Below are 19,777 nucleotides of genomic sequence, written 5' to 3'. Positions count from 1 at the left end.
TCGGTGGCCCCGCCGTCCGTGGTGGGCGGGGACACCAGAACCGTACAACGAAGGGGACGCGGCGATCGACGGATATTGCGCCCGGTCGGCCGCGCCGCCGGGCGCCTCCGCACACACGCGCCGGCCGGCGGGACCCGGATGGATCCCGCCGGCCGGTGTGCACCGTGGGGTGTTACGCCCGCGGCTTCTCGCGCATCTCGTACGTCGCGATGACGTCGTCGACCTTGATGTCGTTGAAGTTCCCGAGGTTGATACCGCCCTCGTAGCCTTCGCGAATCTCGGTGACGTCGTCCTTGAAGCGGCGCAGACCCTCGATGTTGAGGTTCTCCGCGATGACCTTGCCATCGCGCAGCAGGCGCGCCTTGGTGTTGCGCCTGACCTCTCCGGAGCGGATGAGCACACCCGCGATGTTGCCCAGCTTGGACGAGCGGAAGACCTCGCGGATCTCCGCCGTGCCGAGCTCGACCTCTTCGTACTCCGGCTTGAGCATGCCCTTGAGGGCCGCCTCGATCTCCTCGATCGCCTGGTAGATGACCGAGTAGTACCGGACGTCCACGCCCTCGCGCTCGGCCATCTGCGCGGCACGCCCGGCGGCGCGCACGTTGAAGCCGATCACGATGGCGTCGGAGCCCATCGCCAGGTCGATGTCGGACTCCGTGACCGCACCGACGCCGCGGTGCAGGACGCGGATGTCGACCTCTTCGCCGACGTCCAGCTGGAGCAGCGAGGACTCGAGGGCCTCGACCGAACCGGAGGCGTCACCCTTGATGATCAGGTTCAGCTGCTGGACCTCGCCGGCCTTGAGCACCTTGTCCAGGTCCTCCAGCGACACGCGGCGCGTGCGCTTGGCGAACGCGGCGTTGCGCTCACGGGCGGCGCGCTTCTCGGCGATCTGACGGGCCGTACGGTCCTCGTCCACGACGATGAAGTTGTCGCCCGCACCCGGGACGTTGGTCAGGCCCAGGACCTGGACCGGCGTCGACGGGCCCGCCTCGGCGACGTTGTTGCCGTTGTCGTCGAGCATGGCGCGCACGCGGCCGTAGGCGTCGCCCACCACCATCGTGTCGCCGACCCGCAGCGTGCCTCGCTGGACGAGGACGGTCGCCACGGCACCGCGGCCGCGGTCGAGCCGGGACTCGATCGAGATGCCCTGCGCGTCCTGCGTGGGGTTGGCCCGCAGGTCGAGCGAGGCGTCCGCGGTGAGGATGACGGCCTCGAGGAGGCTGTCGATGTGCAGACCCTGCTTGGCGGAGATGTCGACGAACATGGTGTCGCCGCCGTACTCCTCGGCCACCAGGCCGTACTCGGTCAGCTGACCGCGCACCTTGGTCGGGTCGGCGCCCTCGACGTCGATCTTGTTGACCGCGACGACGATCGGCACGTCGGCCGCCTTCGCGTGGTTGAGCGCCTCGACCGTCTGCGGCATGACGCCGTCGTTGGCCGCGACGACCAGGATCGCGATGTCGGTCGAGCGCGCACCACGGGCACGCATGGCGGTGAACGCCTCGTGACCCGGGGTGTCGATGAAGGTGATCTTGCGCTCTTCTTCGTTGACCTCGGTCGCGACCTGGTAGGCACCGATGTGCTGGGTGATGCCGCCGGCCTCGCCCGCGATGACGTTCGTCTTGCGGATGGCGTCGAGCAGTCGGGTCTTTCCGTGGTCGACGTGACCCATGACGGTGACGACCGGCGGGCGGACCACCAGGTCCTCCTCGTCGCCCTCGTCCTCGCCGAACTCCAGGTCGAAGGACTCGAGCAGCTCGCGGTCCTCCTCCTCCGGGCTGACGATCTGAACCGTGTAGTTCATCTCGCCGGCGAGGAGCTGGAGCGTCTCGTCGGAGACGGACTGGGTCGCGGTGACCATCTCGCCGAGGTTCATCATGACCGCGACGAGCGACGCCGGGTTGGCGTTGATCTTCTCCGCGAAGTCGGTGAGCGAGGCACCGCGCGACAGGCGAATGGTCTCGCCGTTGCCGCGGGGCAGCATCACGCCGCCGACCGACGGGGCCTGCATGGCCTCGTACTCCTGGCGCCTCTGCCGCTTCGACTTGCGGCCGCGACGCGCGGGACCGCCGGGACGACCGAAGGCGCCCTGCGTGCCACCACGGCCACCGGGACCACCGGGACGGCCGCCGAAGCCGGGACGGCCACCGCCGCCGGCGAAGCCGCCGCCACCACCGGGACGGCCGGCGAAGCCGCCGCCGCCACCGGGACGGCCGGCACCGCCACCGCCGCCGGGACGGCCGGCGAAGCCGCCGCCGCCGGGACGGCCGGCGCCGCCGGGACGACCCGCACCGCCCGGACCGCGGCCGCCGGGGCCACCGCCGGGACGCGGGCCGGCAGCGGGACGCTGCGGCATCATGCCGGGGTTCGGACGCGGACCGCCGGGGCCGCCGCCGGGACGGGGACCGCCCTGCGGACGCGGCATCGAGCCCGGGGTCGGGCGCTGCCCGCCCGGAGCCTGCGGACGCGGACCGCCGCCCTGGCCACCGGGGGCCTGCGGACGGGGACCGGCGCCGCCGGGACCACCCGGACCGGGACGCGCGCCGCCCTGCGGGCGCGGAGCCTGCGGACGGGCCATGCCGGTGGAGCCACCGGAGGTGAAGGGGTTGTTACCGGGACGCGGACCGGCCGGGCGACCGCCCGGACGCGGTGCGCCGCCACCGGGACGCTGGCCCTGACCGGCGGGACGGCCCTGACCGCCCTGGCCGCCCTGCCCCTGACCCTGACCGGCGGGACGACCGCCGGGCTTGGGGGCACCGGGACGCGCGCCACCGGGCTTCGGACCGGACGGCGCCGGCGCCGGCGCCGCCGCGGGCGGGGCCTGGAACTCCGGGGCCGCCGGAGCCGGACGCGGCGCGGGGCGCGGGCCCGGCGTCGGACGCTGACCGGAGGCCGCCGGCGCGGGCGCCGACGGAGCGGACGGAGCCGCCGGCGGCTGGGCCGCGGCGGGCTTGGGTGCGGCCGGCGGCTTCGGGGCGGCCGGACCCGGACGGGCCGCCTGCGCCGGGGACGGCGCGGCGGGCCTGGGGGCCGCCTTGCGGGGCGCGCCGGGCTTCGCGGCGGACTTGCCGTTGCCCCCGCCCTGCTGGAAGGCGTCGGTCAGCTTGCGTACTACGGGCGCTTCGATGGTCGAAGACGCCGAACGGACGAATTCACCGAGTTCCTGGAGCTTGGCCATGACGACCTTGCTCTCCACACCGAACTCCTTGGCGAGTTCGTAGACCCGGACCTTAGCCACTTCGCTCCTCTGAGGTCCGGGTTGCGTCCGGACCGTCGCTAGTTCATGGGCGTACTCATCGCGTACTCATCGAGTGCTCATCGCAATCTCGACCTGCTTTCGACTCGCGAGGTACCAGACCGCACGGGAACTTCCGTGCGGCATGTTCTTACGTGTTGCCTGCCCAGCCGGCGTGATGCCGCTGCTCAGCAACCTTGTGCCTGCTCGACGTAGTGGCGCAACGCCTTTACGTCGAGCGGTCCCGTGACGCGGAGCGCCCGCGGGAACGCCCTGCGGCGCACTGCCTGGTCGAGACAGACCGGGACGGGATGCAGATACGCACCCCGGCCGGGCAGCGTACCGCGAGGATCGGGGACGCACACGTCCTCGATCACCGCGACCCGCAGCAGCTCGCTCTTGACCGCTCGCTCCCGGCACCCCACGCAGGTGCGCTCGGGGCATACGCCAGCACGTGTCCGGCCAGACACTCCTCAGTCTACCTCCCCGCGCCGACCTCACCCCTTTGGGGCAAGAATCGAACACTTGCCGTGCGCAAAGCTGTCGTGATCTCAGCGACCTGCGGCTTGGATCTATTCCCCGGCCTGTTCCGTGTCCGGCCGGATGTCGATCCGCCAGCCGGTCAGCCGGGCGGCGAGGCGGGCGTTCTGCCCCTCCTTGCCGATCGCCAGGGACAGCTGGTAGTCCGGCACGGTGACCCGGGCGGACCTGGCGGCCATGTCGACGATGTCCACCTTGGAGACCCGGGCCGGTGACAGCGCGTTCGCCACCATCTCGGCCGGGTCGTCGGACCAGTCGACGATGTCGATCTTCTCACCGTTCAGCTCGCCCATGACGTTGCGCACCCGGCCGCCCATGGGGCCGATGCAGGCGCCCTTGGCGTTCAGGCCCGAACGGGTGGAGCGTACGGCGATCTTGGTGCGGTGGCCGGCCTCGCGGGCGATCGCGGAGATCTCGACGGAGCCGTCGGCGATCTCCGGCACCTCCAGGGCGAAGAGCTTCTTCACCAGGTTGGGGTGGGTGCGCGACAGGGTGACGGACGGGCCGCGCACGCCCTTGGCCACCCGGACGACGTAGCTGCGCAGCCGCATGCCGTGCGGATAGGTCTCGCCGGGCACCTGCTCCTGCACCGGCAGGATGGCCTCCAGCTTGCCGATGTCGACCAGCACGTTCTTCGGGTCGCGGCCCTGCTGGACCACTCCGGTGACGATGTCGCCCTCGCGGCCGGCGTACTCGCCGAGCGTCGCGTCGTCCTCGGCGTCGCGCAGGCGCTGCAGGATGACCTGCTTGGCCGTGGTGGCGGCGATACGGCCGAAGCCGGACGGGGTGTCGTCGAACGCGCGGGCCTCCTGGCCCTCCTCGAGGTCCTCGGGGTCCTCCTTCGCCCACACGGTCACATGCCCGGTCTCCCGGTTGAGCTCCACGCGCGCGTGCCGGCGGCTTCCCTCGGTGCGGTGATAGGCGATGAGGAGGGCCGATTCGATCGCTTCGACCAGCAGGTCGAGGGAGATCTCCTTCTCCCTGACCAAGAGCCGAAGTGCACTCATGTCGATGTCCACGATTACGCCTCCTCTTCCTTCTCGTTGTCCTTGCGGTTGAACTCGACCTGGACGCGCGCCCGGGTGATGTCGTCGAAGGCGAGCCGACGTGCGGTGGCCTTGCGGCCCTTCACTCCGGGCACCTCGAGGTCGAGGCCGTCGTCGTCCGCCTCGACGATCCTGGCGACCAGTTCGCCGCCCTCGGCCAGCTGGAACCGGACCAGGCGGCCGGTGGCGCGCACGTAGTGCCGGTGTTCGGTGAGGGGGCGCTCCGCGCCCGGGGTTCCGACCTCGAGGGTGTACTCCCCGCCGCCCATCGCGTCCGTCTCGTCGAGCTTCGCCGAGAGCGCGCGGCTCACATCGGCGACCCGGTCGAGGTCCGCTCCGGTCTCGGAGTCGACGACGACGCGCAGCACACGCTTGCGGCCGACCGCGTCCACGGCGATCTCTTCGAGGTCCAGGCCCTGGGAGCTGACGAGCGGCTCCAGAAGTTCTCGAAGCCTCTCGCTCTGGGTGGTGCTCATCCGGGTGACTCCTCGGCCGCGTGTGCTGTTGTGGGACGGTGCGCGTGTCTGGTCAAAGGGTATCCGGTCGCGGAGGGTGTTGCTGTCCACCCGGTCACGGAGGGTGCCGCTGAGCACCCGCGCGCGGGCGCACGGGTACGGTGATCACGGGCCCCCGGCCCCTCCCTTCGTCGCTGTGTTCGTACGAGCCCCCGAGGACGTCTGCCGTGTCGTTCCCCCCGTCTCCGCGCGCCCGTTCGGGGCCGCGCAGAAGGAGTCTGCTCACCGTCGCCCCGACGGCCCTGCTGGTGGCGGGCTGTTCCGCCGGGTCCGAGGACTCCGGCGCCTCCGCCGGCAGCCGTGCCTCGGCCGCCGACCGGGAACGCGCGCGTGCGGCCCGGGACAGCAGGGAGCTGGCCGCGCGGTACGACGCGGTCGCGGCCGCGCATCCGAAGCTGGCGAAGCGGCTGCGTCCGCTGCGCGCGGAGGTCGTACGGCACGCGGAGGCGTTCGGGGGCACGGCGGAGCCCTCGCCGTCGTCCGGGGCGGGCTCGCCCCCGGCCTCCCCGCCGGCCGCCGTGCCCACGAAGGAGAAGGACGCCCTCGCCCGACTCGCCGCCGCCGAGCGGGAGATCGCCGACCGGCGCGCGAAGGCGCTCCTCGACGCGCCGGGCGAGCTGGCCCGGCTGCTGGCCTCGGTGGCGGCGGCCGGCGCGGCGCACGCGTACCTGCTGACGGAGGCACGAGGGTGAGCGAGTCGCGCGAGGCGAAGGACCGGGAGCTGCGGGCCCTGCAGGCCGCCCTGGCGGCGGAGCACGCGGCGGTGTACGGCTACGGGGTCGTCGGCGGCCGGATCGGCGCGAGCCGGCGCACCGAGGCACGGACGGCGTACGACGCGCACCGGGCGCGCAGGGACGCGCTGGTGCGCGCGGTGAAGGACGCGGGGGGCGCGCCCGTCGCCGCCGCCGCGGGGTACGCGCTGCCGTTCCCGGTGCCGGACGCCGCGGCGGCGGTCCGGCTGGCGGCGGAGCTGGAGGACAGGGTGGCCGGGGTGTACGCCGACCTGGTGCGCGCGAGCGGGGGCGAGCAGCGGCGGGGGGCCGCCGAGGCGATGCGGGAGGCGGCGGTGCGGTCGGCGCGCTGGAGCGGCGAGAGCGTAGCCTTCCCTGGGCTCGCCGAGCGGGGCGGCACGGCTTCGGGGACCCCGGCGCCGACGGCGTGACGGGGCGGCGGGCACCGCGTACGGCAGGAAGGGAACGACTCGCGCATGGTTTTCGAACCGCCGAAGCGTCTGGTGCGGGCGCTCCGTGAGACGGCGCCCGAGGGTGACGACTGGCTGGAGAGGCTGCCGGAGACGGCGCGCGAGGCCGTCGCACGGCGCGAGTTGGCCGTGGAGCGGGTGCAGGTGCCGGGCGGGCGCAGCAGCCTGGTCGTGCTGGTGCGGACGGCCGACGGGACGCCCGCCGTGCTGAAGCTGGCGCCGCCCCGGGCGCGCCCGGGGAGCGAGCGGGCCGCGCTGGCCCACTGGGACGGCCGGGGAGCGGTCCGGCTGCTGGAGACGGCCCCGGGGGCGACCGAGGGGGTGCTGCTGCTGGAGCGGTTGCACCCGGACGTGTCGGTGCGGTCGCTGCCGGAGGCGAAGGCGTTGCTGGAGGCGGCGGGAACGCTGCGCCGGCTCTGGGTGGACCCCCCGGAGGGGCACGGCTTCGAGACGGTGGCCGAGCGGACGGGGCGGCAGGCCCGGGCGATGCGGGCGAGCGCGGTGGCCGACCCGGAGGTGGCTCCGCTGGTGGAGGCCGCGCTGACGGCCCGCGAGGAGCTGTTGGCGGCGCCGCCCGAGCAGCGGCTGCTGCACGGCACGTTCCGGCAGAGCAAGGTGCTGTCGGGGGAGCGGACGCCGTGGCTGGCGGTGGGGCCGGATCCGGTGGTCGGTGAGCACGCGTTCGATCTGGCCCGGCTGGTGCGGGACCGGGTGGAGGACCTCATCGCGCAGACGTCGGGGGCGACGACGACGCGGCGGCGGGTGAAGCGCCTGGCGGAGTCGCTGGAGGTCGACCGGGAGCGGCTGCGGGGGTGGACGCTGTTCCGGGCGGTGGAGTCGGGGGTGCGGGCCCGCCGCGTGGGCCGGGAGCAGGACGCGGAGCTCCTCCTGGAGTTCGCGAGCTGGCTCTGAGAGGCGCCGTTCGGACCTCGTCGAGGCCGCGGACCCCGGCACCGCTCCCCCACGCCCGGCTTCGCTCGGACGGGGGGTCCCCCTGCACGGGAGGTCGCCCCGCCGCCGGACCCCGCTCGGCTCGACGGCGGGTCACCGCTCACCGGAGCCGGCCTGATCCGAACGACGCCCCCTGGGCCGGTTCCCGGTCCGCGGGCTCCGTCGGACCTCTCCTTCGCGATCCGTCAGGTCGGTGTCAGCAGGTGAACCGGTCCGGAGGAGACGGAAATGGCGACGCGTTCGATCGCGGCGGAGAACCCGACGGTTCCGCGGGTGGCCGAGGACCCCGCGGAGCTCGTTCCCGAGCCGGCGGAGGTGTCGGCGGCGCTGTTCGGGGTCACCGGCAACGGGCCGGTGCCACGCTCCACGATCAGTCCGGTCCGGCTGCGCGCCGGCCAGATCGCCGACAGCACCTGCCTGGCCGTCCTGCGCAAGACCGGGCAGTCGGAGAAGCGGATCGCCCCGATGGCGTCCTGGTGGGACTCGCCGTACTTCACCGGTGCCGAGCGGGCCGCGCCGGCCCTCGTGGAGGCCGTGCTCCAGCCGTCCGCGGACGGCGAGCGGGTCCCCGACGCGCTGTACGCCGAGGCGGCCGGGCACTACGAGCCGAAGGCGTCCGCCACTCTGGTGTTCGCGATCGGTCAGGTCGACTTCTTCACGGCCGTCGCGCTCGTCGCCAAGCCGGTGCCCGGCCGGTCGTTCACCGACCCGTGGAAGTGGGACGGGCCGGGTGGGACCCGGGGCCCGTGCGGCCGGTTGCCGGCACGGGCCCGTGACGCCGTTACGCCGTGAGGCGGGCGACCGCCTCGTCGACCGTGAGCTCCTCGCGCTCGCCGCTGCGGCGGTCCTTGAGCTCGACGACGCCCTCGGCGGCGCGGCGGCCCGCGACCAGGATCCACGGGACGCCGATCAGCTCCGAGTCGGTGAACTTCACGCCCGGGGAGACGCCGGGGCGGTCGTCGACCAGGACGCGCAGGCCCGCGGCGGACAGCTTCCCGGAGACGTCCAGGGCCAGCTCGGTCTGGAGGGCCTTGCCCGCGGCGACCACGTGGACGTCGGCCGGGGCGACCTCCGCCGGCCAGCACAGGCCCTTGTCGTCGGCGGTCTGCTCGGCGAGCGCCGCCACCGCGCGGGAGACGCCGATGCCGTAGGAGCCCATGGTGACGCGGACCGGCTTGCCGTTCTGGCCCAGCACGTCGAGCTTGAGGGCGTCGGCGTACTTGCGGCCCAGCTGGAAGATGTGACCGATCTCGATGGCGCGGTCGAGCTTGAGGCCGGTGCCGCACTTGGGGCACGGGTCGCCCTCCTGCACCACCACGACGTCCACGTACTCGTCGACCTCGAAGTCACGGCCCGCGACCACGTTCTTCGCGTGCGTGTCGGCCTTGTTGGCGCCCGTGATCCAGGCGGTGCCCGGCGCCACGCGCGGGTCGGCGACGTACTTCACCTTGTCCAGGCCCTGCGGGCCGACGTAGCCGCGCACCAGGTCGGGACGGGCGATGAAGTCGGCCTCGGTGACCATCTCCACGGCGGCCGGGGCGAAGTGCGCCTCGACCTTGTCCATGTCGACCTCGCGGTCGCCGGGGACGCCCACGGCGACGATCTCGCCGTCGACCTTGACCAGCAGGTTCTTCAGCGTGGCCGAGGCCTCGACGCCGAGCGAGGCGGCGAGGGTATCGATGGTCGGGGTGCCGGGGGTGGGGATGTCCTCGGCGGCCGGGACACCGGCGGCGTCGACCGGCTTCAGCTCGTAGGCGATCGCCTCGGTGTTCGCTGCGAAGTCGCAGTTCGGGCAGTCCGCGAAGGTGTCCTCGCCGGCTTCCGCGGGGGCCAGGAACTCCTCGGACTTGGAGCCGCCCATGGCGCCGGCGGTGGCCGCGCAGATGCGGTAGTCGAGGCCGAGGCGCTCGAAGACCTTCTGGTACGCCTGGCGGTGCAGGGCGTACGACTTCGCCAGGCCCTCGTCCTCCAGGTCGAAGGAGTAGGAGTCCTTCATCAGGAACTCGCGGCCGCGCAGGATGCCGGCGCGGGGGCGGGCCTCGTCCCGGAACTTGGTCTGGATCTGGTAGAGGATCACCGGCAGGTCCTTGTAGGAGGACGCCTGGTCCTTCACCATCAGGGTGAAGATCTCCTCGTGGGTGGGTCCCAGGAGGTAGTCGCCGCCCTTGCGGTCCTGGAGGCGGAACAGCTCGGGGCCGTACTCGTCCCAGCGGCCGGTCGCCTCGTAGGGCTCACGCGGCAGCAGGGCGGGGAGCAGCACCTCCTGGGCGCCGATGGCGTCCATCTCCTCGCGGACGATGCGCTCGACGTTGGCGAGGACCTTCTTGCCGAGGGGCAGCCAGGTCCAGATGCCGGCGGCGGTGCGGCGCACGTAGCCGGCCCGGACGAGAAGCTTGTGGCTGAGGACCTCGGCGTCCGCCGGGTCGTCGCGCAGCGTCTTCGCCATCAACTGGGACATGCGCTGGACCGGTGCGTTCGCCATGGTTCTCGTACTCCTGCTGCGTCTGGGTGGATGACAGGGAGGTTAGCCGGGCGGGACGCGGCGGCGGAAATCGATTGTCCGCCGTCCGCCGTCCGCTATCCGCGGGGGAGCGGCAGCGGGGCGCCCATGACGGCGTACGGCTTGACGGCGCTGGGGAAGTGGACCTGGCGGGCGAGGTCCTGGTAGCCGAGCGAGCGGTACAGGTGCCGGGCCGGGCTCTCGACGTCGATGGCGGAGAGGATGGAGCGGGGCTGCTCGGCGCCGTCGGTGATCGTGGTGATCAGGGCGCGGCCGATGCCGTGCTTCTGGTACCGGGGGTGGACGTGCAGCTCGGTGATGACGAAGGAGTCGTCGAGCCAGTCGTCGTGGCCCCGGGCGCGCAGATAGGGCTCGACGACGGTGGACCACCAGTGGGTGCGGTCGTTGGGCATGCCGTAGACGAAGCCGACCAGGCGGCCCTTGACGGTGGCGCCGAAGGCGCGGGCGCCGGGGAAGGTCATGTGGCGCAGCACGATCTGCCGGCGTACGGCCACCTCGTCGGGACCGAGCCCGAACGCCACCGCCTGCACCGCAAGCGCCTCGTCGACGTGGCCGGGGAGGTCGAGGGGGCCGATCACGATGTCGTCGGGGTGGGAGCGGCCGTGACCGGGAAAGCTCAGCATGCCGGGGAGACTACAGGCCGGGGGGAGCGCGGGGCGTGCCCCGTCAGAACAGCACGCTCATGAAGGCGCCGACTTCCTGGAAGCCCACCTTCTCGTAGGTCCTGCGGGCGGGCGTGTTGAAGTCGTTGACGTAGAGGCTCGCCACGGGGGCTATCTCCGTCAGGGCGTAACGGAGGACGGCCGCCATACCGGGTGCGGCGACGCCCTTCCCCCGGTGCTCGGGGGCCACCCAGACGCCCTGGATCTGGCAGGCGCGGTCGGTCGCGGCGCCGATCTCGGCCTTGAAGACGACCTTGCCGTCGGCGTCGAAGCGGGCGAAGGAGCGGCCGGCGCCGACGAGTTCGGCGACCCGGGCCTGGTAGAGCAGGCCGCCGTCGCCGGCCAGCGGGGAGACGCCGACCTCCTCGGTGAACATCGCCACGCACGCCGGCATGACCGCCTCCAGTTCGTCCTTGCGGACGCGGCGGACGAAGGGGTCCGGGGCTATGACGTCGGACATGCGGTCGGTGACCATGAGGGGCTGGTGGGCGCGGACCTCGCGGGCCGGGCCCCACTGGGGTTCGAGCAGCCGCCAGAGCGCGGCGGTGGGCTCGGCCGGGCCGACGACGGAGGAGCAGCGGCGGCCGGCCCGGCGGGCACGGTCGGCGAAGGCGCGGACGGCCCGGGGGGTGGCGCAGATGGGCACCAGGTTGGCTCCGGCGTAGCACAGGGAGGTCAGGACGCCCCCCTCGTACCAGCCCCACATCTCGCCGCCGAGCCGCCACGGGTCCAGGCCCGCGATCCGGACGCGGGCCGTCACGAAGGCGTTCGCGACCGGCTCGCGGTCGAGTACGGCGAGTGCGGCGTCCAGGTCGCTCGGCTCGAGGACCCGGGATGTGGTCTGCGTCAACACGCGCGGGGCCTCACACACGGGGGTCTGCTGATTTCTCCGCACTGTACCCGCGGAATCCGGGGGACGCCGCCCCCGGACCCCGCTCCGGTCCGGTACCGGCCCCGCCCCGGAGGCCGGACGGGCCGGACGACGTCGTCAGCCGGCCACCGAGATCTGCGGCTCGCCCGACGTCACGCCGTCCTTCTCCATCTCCTCGGCGATCTTCATCGCCTCCTCGATCAGCGTCTCCACGATCTTCGACTCGGGCACGGTCTTGATGACCTCGCCCTTCACGAAGATCTGGCCCTTGCCGTTGCCGGAGGCGACGCCGAGGTCGGCCTCGCGGGCCTCGCCGGGGCCGTTGACCACACAGCCCATGACGGCCACCCGCAGCGGCACCTCCATGCCGGTGAGGCCGGCGGTGACCTCCTCGGCGAGCTTGTAGACGTCGACCTGGGCGCGGCCGCAGGACGGGCAGGAGACGATCTCCAGGCCGCGCTGGCGCAGGTTCAGCGACTCCAGGATCTGGATGCCGACCTTGATCTCCTCGACCGGCGGGGCCGACAGCGAGACGCGGATGGTGTCGCCGATGCCCTGGGAGAGCAGCGCGCCGAAGGCGACGGCCGACTTGATGGTGCCCTGGAAGGCGGGGCCGGCCTCGGTGACGCCGAGGTGGAGGGGGTAGTCGCACTGGGCGGCGAGCTGCCGGTACGCCTCGACCATGACGACCGGGTCGTTGTGCTTGACGGAGATCTTGATGTCCCGGAAGTCGTGCTCCTCGAAGAGGGACGCCTCCCACAGGGCGGACTCGGCCAGCGCCTCGGGGGTCGCCTTGCCGTACTTCTGGAGCAGGCGCCGGTCCAGCGAGCCGGCGTTCACGCCGATGCGGATCGGGGTGCCGTGGTCCTTGGCCGCCTTGGCGATCTCCTTGACCTTGTCGTCGAACTGCTTGATGTTGCCGGGGTTGACGCGGACCGCCGCGCAGCCGGCCTCGATGGCCGCGAAGACGTACTTGGGCTGGAAGTGGATGTCGGCGATCACCGGGATCTGCGACTTCTTCGCGATCACCGGGAGGGCGTCGGCGTCGTCCTGCGTGGGGCAGGCCACACGCACGATCTGGCAGCCGGACGCGGTGAGCTCGGCGATCTGCTGGAGGGTCGCGCCGATGTCGGACGTGCGGGTCGTCGTCATCGACTGCACGGACACCGGGGCGTCCCCGCCCACCGCCACGGATCCGACCTGGATCTGCCGGCTCTTCCGGCGCTCGGCGAGCTTGGTCGGAACGGACGGCATGCCGAGAGAAATCGCAGTCATCTGCTGTGCAACCCCAAGTCGTGGATCAAGGTCCGGCTCCCCGTGAGCAGCGGGCTCCGGGCTCCGAGATTACGGCACCGGCCGACGCCCGGGCACATCGCTCCCTCAAACCCGCCCGAAGGACGACGGCCCGGGGCCCCAAGGGCTCCGGGCCGTCGTGAACGGCGGGTGTCGCGGCCCGGGGGCTAGGAGATCCGCACCGGGTTCACCACGTCCGCGATCAGGACGAGGAGGGTGAAGCAGACGAAGATCCCGGCCACCACGTAGGCCACGGGCATCAGTTTCGCCACGTCGAACGGGCCGGGGTCGGGGCGGCGCAGCACCTTGGCCAGGTTGCGGCGCAGCGACTCCCACAGGGCGCCCGCGATGTGTCCGCCGTCGAGCGGGAGCAGCGGGAGCATGTTGAACAGGAACAGGGAGAGGTTGAAGCCCGCGAGCAGCATCACGAACATGGCCATCTGCTGTGAGGCGGGGATCTCGAGGGTGGCGATCTCTCCGCCGACCCGGGCCGCGCCGACGACGCCCATCGGGGAGTCGGGTTCGCGCGGGCCGTCGCCGAAGGCGGCGTCCCACAGGGCGGGGATCTTGGACGGCAGGGCGGCGAGGGAGTCGACGGCGTCGCCGACCCGGTCGGTCATCCAGACCACGGAGTCCCCGAAGTCCTGTTTGACGACGCCGGTGGCCGCGCTGAAGCCGAGGAAGCCGGCCTTGACGTACTCGCCCTCGACGTAGGCGCCGTTGCCGTCCTTCTTGGCGACCATGTTGGTCGCGATCGTCGCCTGGAGGGTCACCTCCCGGCCGTCGCGGTCGACGACGATCGGCACCTGCTTGCCGGCGCTGTCGCGGATGAGGTCCGAAAGGGTGTCCCAGTCGTCGGTCCGGACGCCGTCGAAGGCGACGATCCTGTCCTCGGCCTTCATCCCGGCCGCGGCGGCCGGGGACCGGGGGTCGGACTTCTCGCACTCGTCGCGGTTCTCGCTCTGCGCGATCACGCACTGCGAGACCGAGCTGACCGTGGTGGTCTGCTGCTGGATGCCGAAGCCCATCAGCACCGTGAGGAACAGCGCCACGGCGAGGACCAGGTTCATGAACGGGCCCGCGAACATCACGACGACCCGTTTCCACGGCTTGCGCGTGTAGAACAGGCGTTTCTCGTCGCCGGGCCTGAGCTCCTCGAAGGCGGCGGAACGGGCGTCCTCGATCATGCCGCGCCACGGTGAGGTGGAGCGGGCCTCCAGCCGGCCGTCGGGGCCGGGCGGGAACATGCCGATCATGCGGATGTAGCCGCCGAACGGGATCGCCTTGACGCCGTACTCGGTCTCGCCCTTCTGGCGCGACCAGAGGGTCGGGCCGAAGCCGACCATGTACTGGGGCACGCGGATGCCGAACATCTTGGCCGTGGACAGATGGCCCAGCTCGTGCCACGCGATCGAGAACAGCAGGCCGGCCGCGAAGACGACTATGCCGAGGATGAACATCAGGGTCGTCATGCACGCGCCTCCGCGCTCGCCGTCCGGTCTGTCAGTTCCCGGGCCCTCGTCCGCGCCCAGGTCTCCGCTTCGAGGACGTCCGACACGGTCAGCGGAGTTCCCGTCGCCGGGGTGCCGTGCTCCTCGACCACCCGGGTGACGGTCTCCATGATCCCGTTGAAGGGCAGCGCGCCGGCGCGGAACGCCTCCACGCACTCCTCGTTCGCGGCATTGAACACCGCCGGGGCGGTTCCCGCGAGCTCGCCGACGCGCCGGGCGAGGCTCACCGAGGGGAACGCCTCGTCGTCGAGGGGGAAGAACTCCCAGGTGGACGCCTTGCTCCAGTCGAAGACCGGGGCTGCGTCGGGGACCCTTTCGGGCCAGCCGAGGCCGATGGCGATGGGCCCGCGCATGTCGGGGGGCGTCGCCTGGGCCAGTGTCGATCCGTCCGTGAACTCAACCATCGAGTGGACATACGACTGCGGGTGCACGACGACCTCGATGCGGTCGAAGGGAATGTCGTACAGCAGGTGCGCCTCGATGACCTCCAGGCCCTTGTTGACGAGGGTCGCGGAGTTGATCGTGATGACCGGGCCCATGGCCCAGGTGGGGTGGGCGAGGGCGTCCTCGACCGTGACGTCCGCCAGCTGCTCCTTGGTGCGGCCGCGGAAGGGGCCGCCGGAGGCGGTGACGACGAGCTTGCGGACGTCGGCGCGGGTGCCGGCGGCCAGCGCCTGGAAGAGGGCGGCGTGCTCGGAGTCGACCGGGATGATCTGACCGGGCTCGGCGAGCGCCTTGACCAGCGGGCCGCCGACGATGAGCGACTCCTTGTTGGCGAGCGCGAGGGTGCGGCCCGCCTCCAGGGCGGCGAGGGTCGGGGCGAGACCGATGGAGCCGGTGATGCCGTTGAGCACGGTGTGGCAGTCGGAGGCGGCGAGGTGGGTGGCCGCGTCCTTCCCGGCCAGGATCTCGGGCAGCGGCTCCCCCGCCCCGTACTGCGCGGACAGCGCCTCGCGCAGCGCCGGTACGACGTCCTCGCGGGCGACGGCGACCGTACGCACCCGCAGCCGGCGGGCCTGCTCGGCGAGGAGGGCGACCCGGCCGCCGTTGGCGGACAGGCCGGTGACCCGGAAGCGGTCGGGGTTGCGCAGCACGAGGTCGATGGCCTGGGTGCCGATCGACCCGGTGGAGCCGAGGATCACCACGTCCTTCGGTCCGTCTCCCGCCACGGGGTCGTAGACGAGGTGCGGGTCGGCGAGGGGGGCTGGAGCGTCGGTCATGGACCCCATTGTGTCGGGTCGCGGGCACGGCCCCGGCCCCGCCCCGGCGGCCGGGCGCGTGTCCCGCGCGGAGGGGAGGCCCCGGTTTCCCGGGACGTCCCCTCCCCGCCGTCCGCGTGGATCAGCGGATCGGACGGTGGGCGTTCTCCCGCCGGGAGGGGCCCGGAGTGGCGTCCGCGATCCAGGGGCCGTCGTCGGAGGGGTCGATGACGCCCCGTTCCAGCCATGCGTAGGTGCCGGAGAGCACGCCCTTGACGACCTTGCGGTCGAGGTCGTCGGTGTTGGTCCACAGCCGTCCGAAGAGCTCCTCGACGCGGATGCGGGCCTGGCGGCAGAAGGCGTCGGCGAGCTGGTAGGCCTCACGGCCGTTCTCGTCCCGGCCGCGCAGGAGTTCCGCGCGGACGCAGGCGGCGCTCATGGCGAACAGTTCCGCGCCGATGTCGACGATCCGGCCCAGGAAGCCCTGCTTGGTCTCCATCCTCCCCTGCCAGCGGGACATGGCGTAGAAGGTGGAGCGGGCGAGCCTGCGGGAGGTGCGCTCGACGTAGCGCAGGTGCGGTGAGAGGTCGACGTCGTGCCTGAACTCGCCGTACGCGCCGGGGAGCTGTCCGGGTCCCGCGACGAGTTTCGGCAGCCACCTGGCGTAGAAGAGGCCCGCGCCCGCGCCGGCCCTCGCCTTGTCGCCGAGGGACTTCTCCGGGTCGATCAGGTCGCCGGCGACGGACAGGTGGGCGTCGACGGCCTCGCGGGCGATCAGCAGGTGCATGATCTCCGTGGAGCCCTCGAAGATGCGGTTGATGCGCAGGTCGCGCAGCATCTGCTCGGCGGGGACCGCCCGCTCGCCGCGCGCCCGCAGGGACGCGGCGGTCTCGAAGCCGCGTCCGCCGCGGATCTGGACCAGTTCGTCGGCCATCAGCCAGGCCATCTCCGAGCCGTACAGCTTGGCGAGGGCGGCCTCGATGCGGATGTCGTTGCGGTCCTCGTCGGCCATCTGCGAGGAGAGGTCGACCACGGCCTCCAGGGCGAAGGTGGTCGCCGCGATGAACGCGATCTTGGAGCCGACGGCCTCGTGCAGCGCCACCGGCTTGCCCCACTGCTCCCGGGCCGCCGACCACTCGCGGGCGATCTTCAGGCACCACTTGCCGGACCCGACGCACATCGCGGGCAGGGAGAGCCGGCCGGTGTTGAGCGTGGTCAGGGCGATCTTCAGGCCCTGCCCCTCCTCGCCGATGCGGTGGGCGGCGGGGACGCGGACCCGGTGGAAGCGGGTGACGCCGTTCTCCAGTCCGCGCAGGCCCATGAAGGCGTTGCGGTTCTCCACGGTGACGCCCTCGGAGGCCGCCTCGACCACGAACGCGGTGATGCCGCCCCGGTGGCCCTCGGACTTCGGTACCCGCGCCATGACCACGAGGAGGTCGGCGACCACACCGTTGGTGGTCCACAGCTTCACTCCGTCGAGGACGTAGTCGTCGCCGTCCGGTACGGCGGTGGTGGCCAGGCGCGCCGGGTCCGAGCCCACGTCCGGCTCGGTGAGCAGGAAGGCCGAGATGTCGGTGCGGGCGCAGCGCGGCAGGAACGTCTCCTTCTGCTCCCGCGTGCCGAAGATCTTCAGCGGTTGCGGGACGCCGATCGACTGGTGCGCGGAGAGCAGCGCGCCGATCGCCGGGCTGGCGGAGCCGACCAGGGCCAGGGCCTTGTTGTAGTACACCTGGGTGAGGCCGAGGCCGCCGTACTTGGTGTCGATCTTCATGCCGAAGGCGCCGAGCTCCTTGAGCCCGGCGATCACGTCGTCGGGGATCAGGGCGTCGCGCTCGATCCGGGCGCCGTCGATCTTCGTCTCGCAGAAGTCGCGGAGCTTGGCGAGGAACTCCTCGCCGCGCTGGACGTGCTCGTCGTCGGGCAGGGGGTGGGGGTGGATCAGGTCGAGCCGGAAGCGGCCGAGGAACATTTCCTTGGCGAAGCTGGGCTTGCGCCAGTCCTGTTCCCGGGCGGCCTCCGCCACCTGACGGGCCTCCCGTTCGGTGACCGTGGGCCGAGACGGAGACCGGGGTGTCTCGGGTACTGCGGACATGAGGCTCACCTCGCCGCGAAGGGGACGGTGTCATTACATGACCGAATGGGTGTTACTCGATCGTATGTACCCGATCCGTAGCCGCCCCGCCACCCTTCGTGCGGCCGTACGGCCGATGCTCCGCGCTTCGGCGGGCGGGCGGCGGTGAGGGACAATTCCTCCGACGCCCCTGTGGTCCGGCCCGGTTTCGAAGAAAGCTGTCGAAGCGCTTCGACGACCTATGGACACCCGTCATCCTGTGGGACTACTGTCGAACCACCCTCACCTGCCCCCTACACGTTGCGCGCACTGTCGAAGCGCTTCACAAGCTTGGAGACTGGATGGTCACCCTCGCCGAGGTCGCCCAGCACGCCGGAGTCTCCGCGAGCACGGTGAGTTACGTCCTCAGCGGCAAGCGGTCCATCTCCGTGAACACCCGGCAACGGGTCGAGCGGAGCATCCGCGAACTCGGGTACCACCCGAACGCCGGGGCCCGTGCCCTGGCCAGCAGCAGGTCCAACATCATCGCGCTGATGGTCCCGCTGCGCACGGACATGTACGTGCCGGTGATGATGGAGATCGCCATCGCGGTGGCCACCACGGCCCGCACCCACGGGTACGACGTGCTGCTGCTCACCGGCGAGGAGGGCCCGGACGCGGTGCGCCGGGTCGCGGGCAGCGGACTCGCCGACGGCATGATCCTGATGGACGTCGAACTCGACGACGAACGGCTGCCGCTGCTCAGGGAGACCGACCAGCCCGCGGTGCTCATCGGGCTGCCCGCCGACACCACCGGGCTGACCTGCGTCGATCTCGACTTCAAGGCCACCGGAGCGCTGTGCGTGGAGCACCTGGCGAAGCGGGGGCACCACGACGTCGCCGTCATCGGCGAGGCCCCGGCGGTCTACGAACGGCACACCGGTTTCGCCGAGCGCACCCTGGACGGGCTGCGCGGCCGGGCCCGCGAGCTGGGGCTGCGGCTGCTGCACCGGCCGTGCGAGGGCGGGTACGACGCGCTGGCCGTGACCCTGGCCCGGATCCTCGACGAACGCCCCGGCACCACGGGCTTCGTCGTGCAGAACGAGTCGGCGGTGGAACCGCTGCTCGCCCTGCTGCGACAGCAGGGGCGGGCCGTGCCCGAGGACGTCTCGGTGGTCGCGATCTGCCCGGAGCAGGTCGCCGTGCAGGCCTCGGTACGGCTGACGTCGGTCGCCGTCCCCGCGCAGGAGATGGGCCGGCTCGCCGTGGAACAGCTGGTCGCCAAACTCGGCGGGCGGGGCGGCGACGAGGTCGTGCTGATCGCGCCCGAACTGACGGTCCGCGCGAGCTCGGGCCCGGCCCCCGGCCGGTAGCCGGCCCGCGTGCGAAGGGGCCGGTCCCGCCGGGACCGGCCCCTCGCCGCTCGGGGCCCGGGTCAGCCGCCGCTGACCGTCAGGTTGTTGGTGCGGAAGTCCAGCCCGCCGGCCGACGAGGTGATCTCGTAGCCGAACTGCACGTCACCGATGGTCTCGTTGCCCATCCAGCCCTTGGTGTCCTTGATCCACCTGAGGATCGGGAGGATGTCGACGGTGCCGGAGTTCGAGTCCGAGGTGCGCAGGAACGAGAAGACCTCGTTGGCGCCGTTGGTCCCCTTGTACACGTTCCAGGTGTGGCCGCCGAGGCTCACGGTGCCCTGTGAGCTGCCGAGCGGGCCCACGGCCCCGTTGTGGTTGACCCACAGCATGATCTCGTAGTCGTAGTCCGTGTCCCAGATGTCGTACGAGGTGTTGTACGCGCCCGAGGACGGGACGGTGACGTTGTAGCTGCTGGTCAGCGAAGTCAGGGAGGTGATCGGCTTGTTGATCACCTTCTTGGAGTTCGGGTAGGACTTGATGCCGCCGGTGTCGGGGTGGTTCGCCCACACGCCCCAGTCGGTGCCGGAGTTGGCCCAGACGCACTGGGCGCCGGCGCCGGAGCCCCAGATGTTGTTGTAGAGGGTGTAGCCGTTCAGGCCGGTGTTGCCCCACTGGTCGCAGGAGCTCCAGACGGCGGCGTGCGCGGGGGCGGAGGCGAGGCCGACCGTCGCGCCGAGCGCGAGGGCGGGTGCCAGCAGGGCCTTGGTGATCCTGCTCAAGGTGCTTGGTGCCATGGGATTCCTTCCATGGGTGGGGGGAATTGC

The 19,777-nt window shown here is 72.1% G+C and carries 17 protein-coding genes; 5 read left to right on the top strand and 12 right to left on the bottom strand.

What is annotated here, in order from left to right; translation table 11 throughout:
• Positions 1-172 precede the first annotated feature (172 nt).
• From infB to rimP, 4 genes are all read right to left on the bottom strand, one after another.
• Positions 173-3,241, bottom strand: coding sequence for a translation initiation factor IF-2 (infB, locus tag ACZ8ZB_RS24900; protein WP_470739854.1), 3,069 nt, complete (start codon positions 3,239-3,241; stop codon positions 173-175).
• Positions 3,242-3,426: 185 nt separating this feature from the next.
• Complete coding sequence (locus tag ACZ8ZB_RS24895) at positions 3,427-3,708, bottom strand: YlxR family protein (protein ID WP_470739853.1); 282 nt, start codon at positions 3,706-3,708, stop codon at positions 3,427-3,429.
• Between the two features lie 102 nt (positions 3,709-3,810).
• Positions 3,811-4,797 (bottom strand): transcription termination factor NusA, encoded by a 987-nt coding sequence (gene nusA / locus ACZ8ZB_RS24890; protein WP_030834503.1) that lies wholly within the window; start codon positions 4,795-4,797, stop codon positions 3,811-3,813.
• Between the two features lie 2 nt (positions 4,798-4,799).
• Positions 4,800-5,300 carry a ribosome maturation factor RimP gene (rimP, locus tag ACZ8ZB_RS24885; protein WP_470739852.1) on the bottom strand — a complete coding sequence of 167 codons (501 nt, stop codon included), beginning with the start codon at positions 5,298-5,300 and terminating at the stop codon, positions 4,800-4,802.
• A gap of 206 nt (positions 5,301-5,506) precedes the next feature.
• On the opposite strand from rimP, the gene ACZ8ZB_RS24880 reads away from it, so the two are divergent.
• The 4 genes from ACZ8ZB_RS24880 (at position 5,507) to ACZ8ZB_RS24865 (ending at position 8,283) form a co-directional block, all read left to right on the top strand.
• Positions 5,507-6,031 carry a hypothetical protein gene (locus ACZ8ZB_RS24880; protein WP_470739851.1) on the top strand — a complete coding sequence of 175 codons (525 nt, stop codon included), beginning with the start codon at positions 5,507-5,509 and terminating at the stop codon, positions 6,029-6,031.
• On the top strand, positions 6,028-6,501 hold the full coding sequence (locus tag ACZ8ZB_RS24875; RefSeq protein WP_470739850.1) for a ferritin-like domain-containing protein: 474 nt from the start codon (positions 6,028-6,030) through the stop codon (positions 6,499-6,501). Before ACZ8ZB_RS24880 ends, ACZ8ZB_RS24875 begins: the two co-directional genes overlap by 4 nt.
• 45 nt (positions 6,502-6,546) lie before the next feature.
• Positions 6,547-7,452, top strand: coding sequence for an aminoglycoside phosphotransferase family protein (locus ACZ8ZB_RS24870; RefSeq protein WP_470739849.1), 906 nt, complete (start codon positions 6,547-6,549; stop codon positions 7,450-7,452).
• A gap of 267 nt (positions 7,453-7,719) precedes the next feature.
• Entirely contained in the window at positions 7,720-8,283 is a 564-nt protein-coding gene (locus ACZ8ZB_RS24865; protein WP_470739848.1) for a carboxymuconolactone decarboxylase family protein, read from the top strand.
• Here the strand turns inward: ACZ8ZB_RS24865 and ACZ8ZB_RS24860 are convergent.
• The 7 genes from ACZ8ZB_RS24860 to ACZ8ZB_RS24830 all read right to left on the bottom strand — a co-directional run bounded on the left by ACZ8ZB_RS24860 (position 8,273) and on the right by ACZ8ZB_RS24830 (position 17,640).
• The gene (locus ACZ8ZB_RS24860) at positions 8,273-9,973 is read right to left on the bottom strand and encodes a proline--tRNA ligase (protein WP_470739847.1); all 1,701 of its coding nucleotides are present in this window, start codon (positions 9,971-9,973) and stop codon (positions 8,273-8,275) included. The two genes, ACZ8ZB_RS24865 and ACZ8ZB_RS24860, sit on opposite strands and share 11 nt — an antisense overlap.
• Positions 9,974-10,068: 95 nt before the next feature.
• Positions 10,069-10,635, bottom strand: a complete 567-nt coding sequence (locus ACZ8ZB_RS24855) for a GNAT family N-acetyltransferase (RefSeq protein ID WP_470739846.1) — start codon at positions 10,633-10,635, stop codon at positions 10,069-10,071.
• Between the two features lie 43 nt (positions 10,636-10,678).
• On the bottom strand, positions 10,679-11,527 hold the full coding sequence (locus ACZ8ZB_RS24850) for a GNAT family N-acetyltransferase (RefSeq protein WP_470739845.1): 849 nt from the start codon (positions 11,525-11,527) through the stop codon (positions 10,679-10,681).
• Between the two features lie 135 nt (positions 11,528-11,662).
• Positions 11,663-12,820 (bottom strand): flavodoxin-dependent (E)-4-hydroxy-3-methylbut-2-enyl-diphosphate synthase, encoded by a 1,158-nt coding sequence (gene ispG / locus ACZ8ZB_RS24845; protein WP_470739844.1) that lies wholly within the window; start codon positions 12,818-12,820, stop codon positions 11,663-11,665.
• A gap of 185 nt (positions 12,821-13,005) precedes the next feature.
• Complete coding sequence (locus ACZ8ZB_RS24840; protein ID WP_470741575.1) at positions 13,006-14,298, bottom strand: M50 family metallopeptidase; 1,293 nt, start codon at positions 14,296-14,298, stop codon at positions 13,006-13,008.
• A gap of 8 nt (positions 14,299-14,306) precedes the next feature.
• Positions 14,307-15,569, bottom strand: coding sequence for a 1-deoxy-D-xylulose-5-phosphate reductoisomerase (gene dxr / locus ACZ8ZB_RS24835; protein ID WP_470739843.1), 1,263 nt, complete (start codon positions 15,567-15,569; stop codon positions 14,307-14,309).
• A 121-nt stretch (positions 15,570-15,690) separates the two neighbouring features.
• Entirely contained in the window at positions 15,691-17,640 is a 1,950-nt protein-coding gene (locus ACZ8ZB_RS24830; RefSeq protein ID WP_470739842.1) for an acyl-CoA dehydrogenase family protein, read from the bottom strand.
• Positions 17,641-17,960: 320 nt separating this feature from the next.
• On the opposite strand from ACZ8ZB_RS24830, the gene ACZ8ZB_RS24825 reads away from it, so the two are divergent.
• Positions 17,961-18,971: a LacI family DNA-binding transcriptional regulator gene (locus ACZ8ZB_RS24825; RefSeq protein WP_470739841.1), complete on the top strand. Its 1,011-nt coding sequence runs from the start codon at positions 17,961-17,963 to the stop codon at positions 18,969-18,971.
• Between the two features lie 62 nt (positions 18,972-19,033).
• Here ACZ8ZB_RS24825 and ACZ8ZB_RS24820 read toward each other — a convergent pair whose 3' ends face one another.
• On the bottom strand, positions 19,034-19,747 hold the full coding sequence (locus ACZ8ZB_RS24820; RefSeq protein ID WP_470739840.1) for a glycoside hydrolase family 12 protein: 714 nt from the start codon (positions 19,745-19,747) through the stop codon (positions 19,034-19,036).
• Positions 19,748-19,777: the final 30 nt, after the last annotated feature.

It is taken from the genome of Streptomyces sp. 12E (assembly GCF_055633275.1).
Note: the sequence above shows the minus strand (reverse complement) of the source record. Positions and strands in the feature narration are given on the sequence as shown.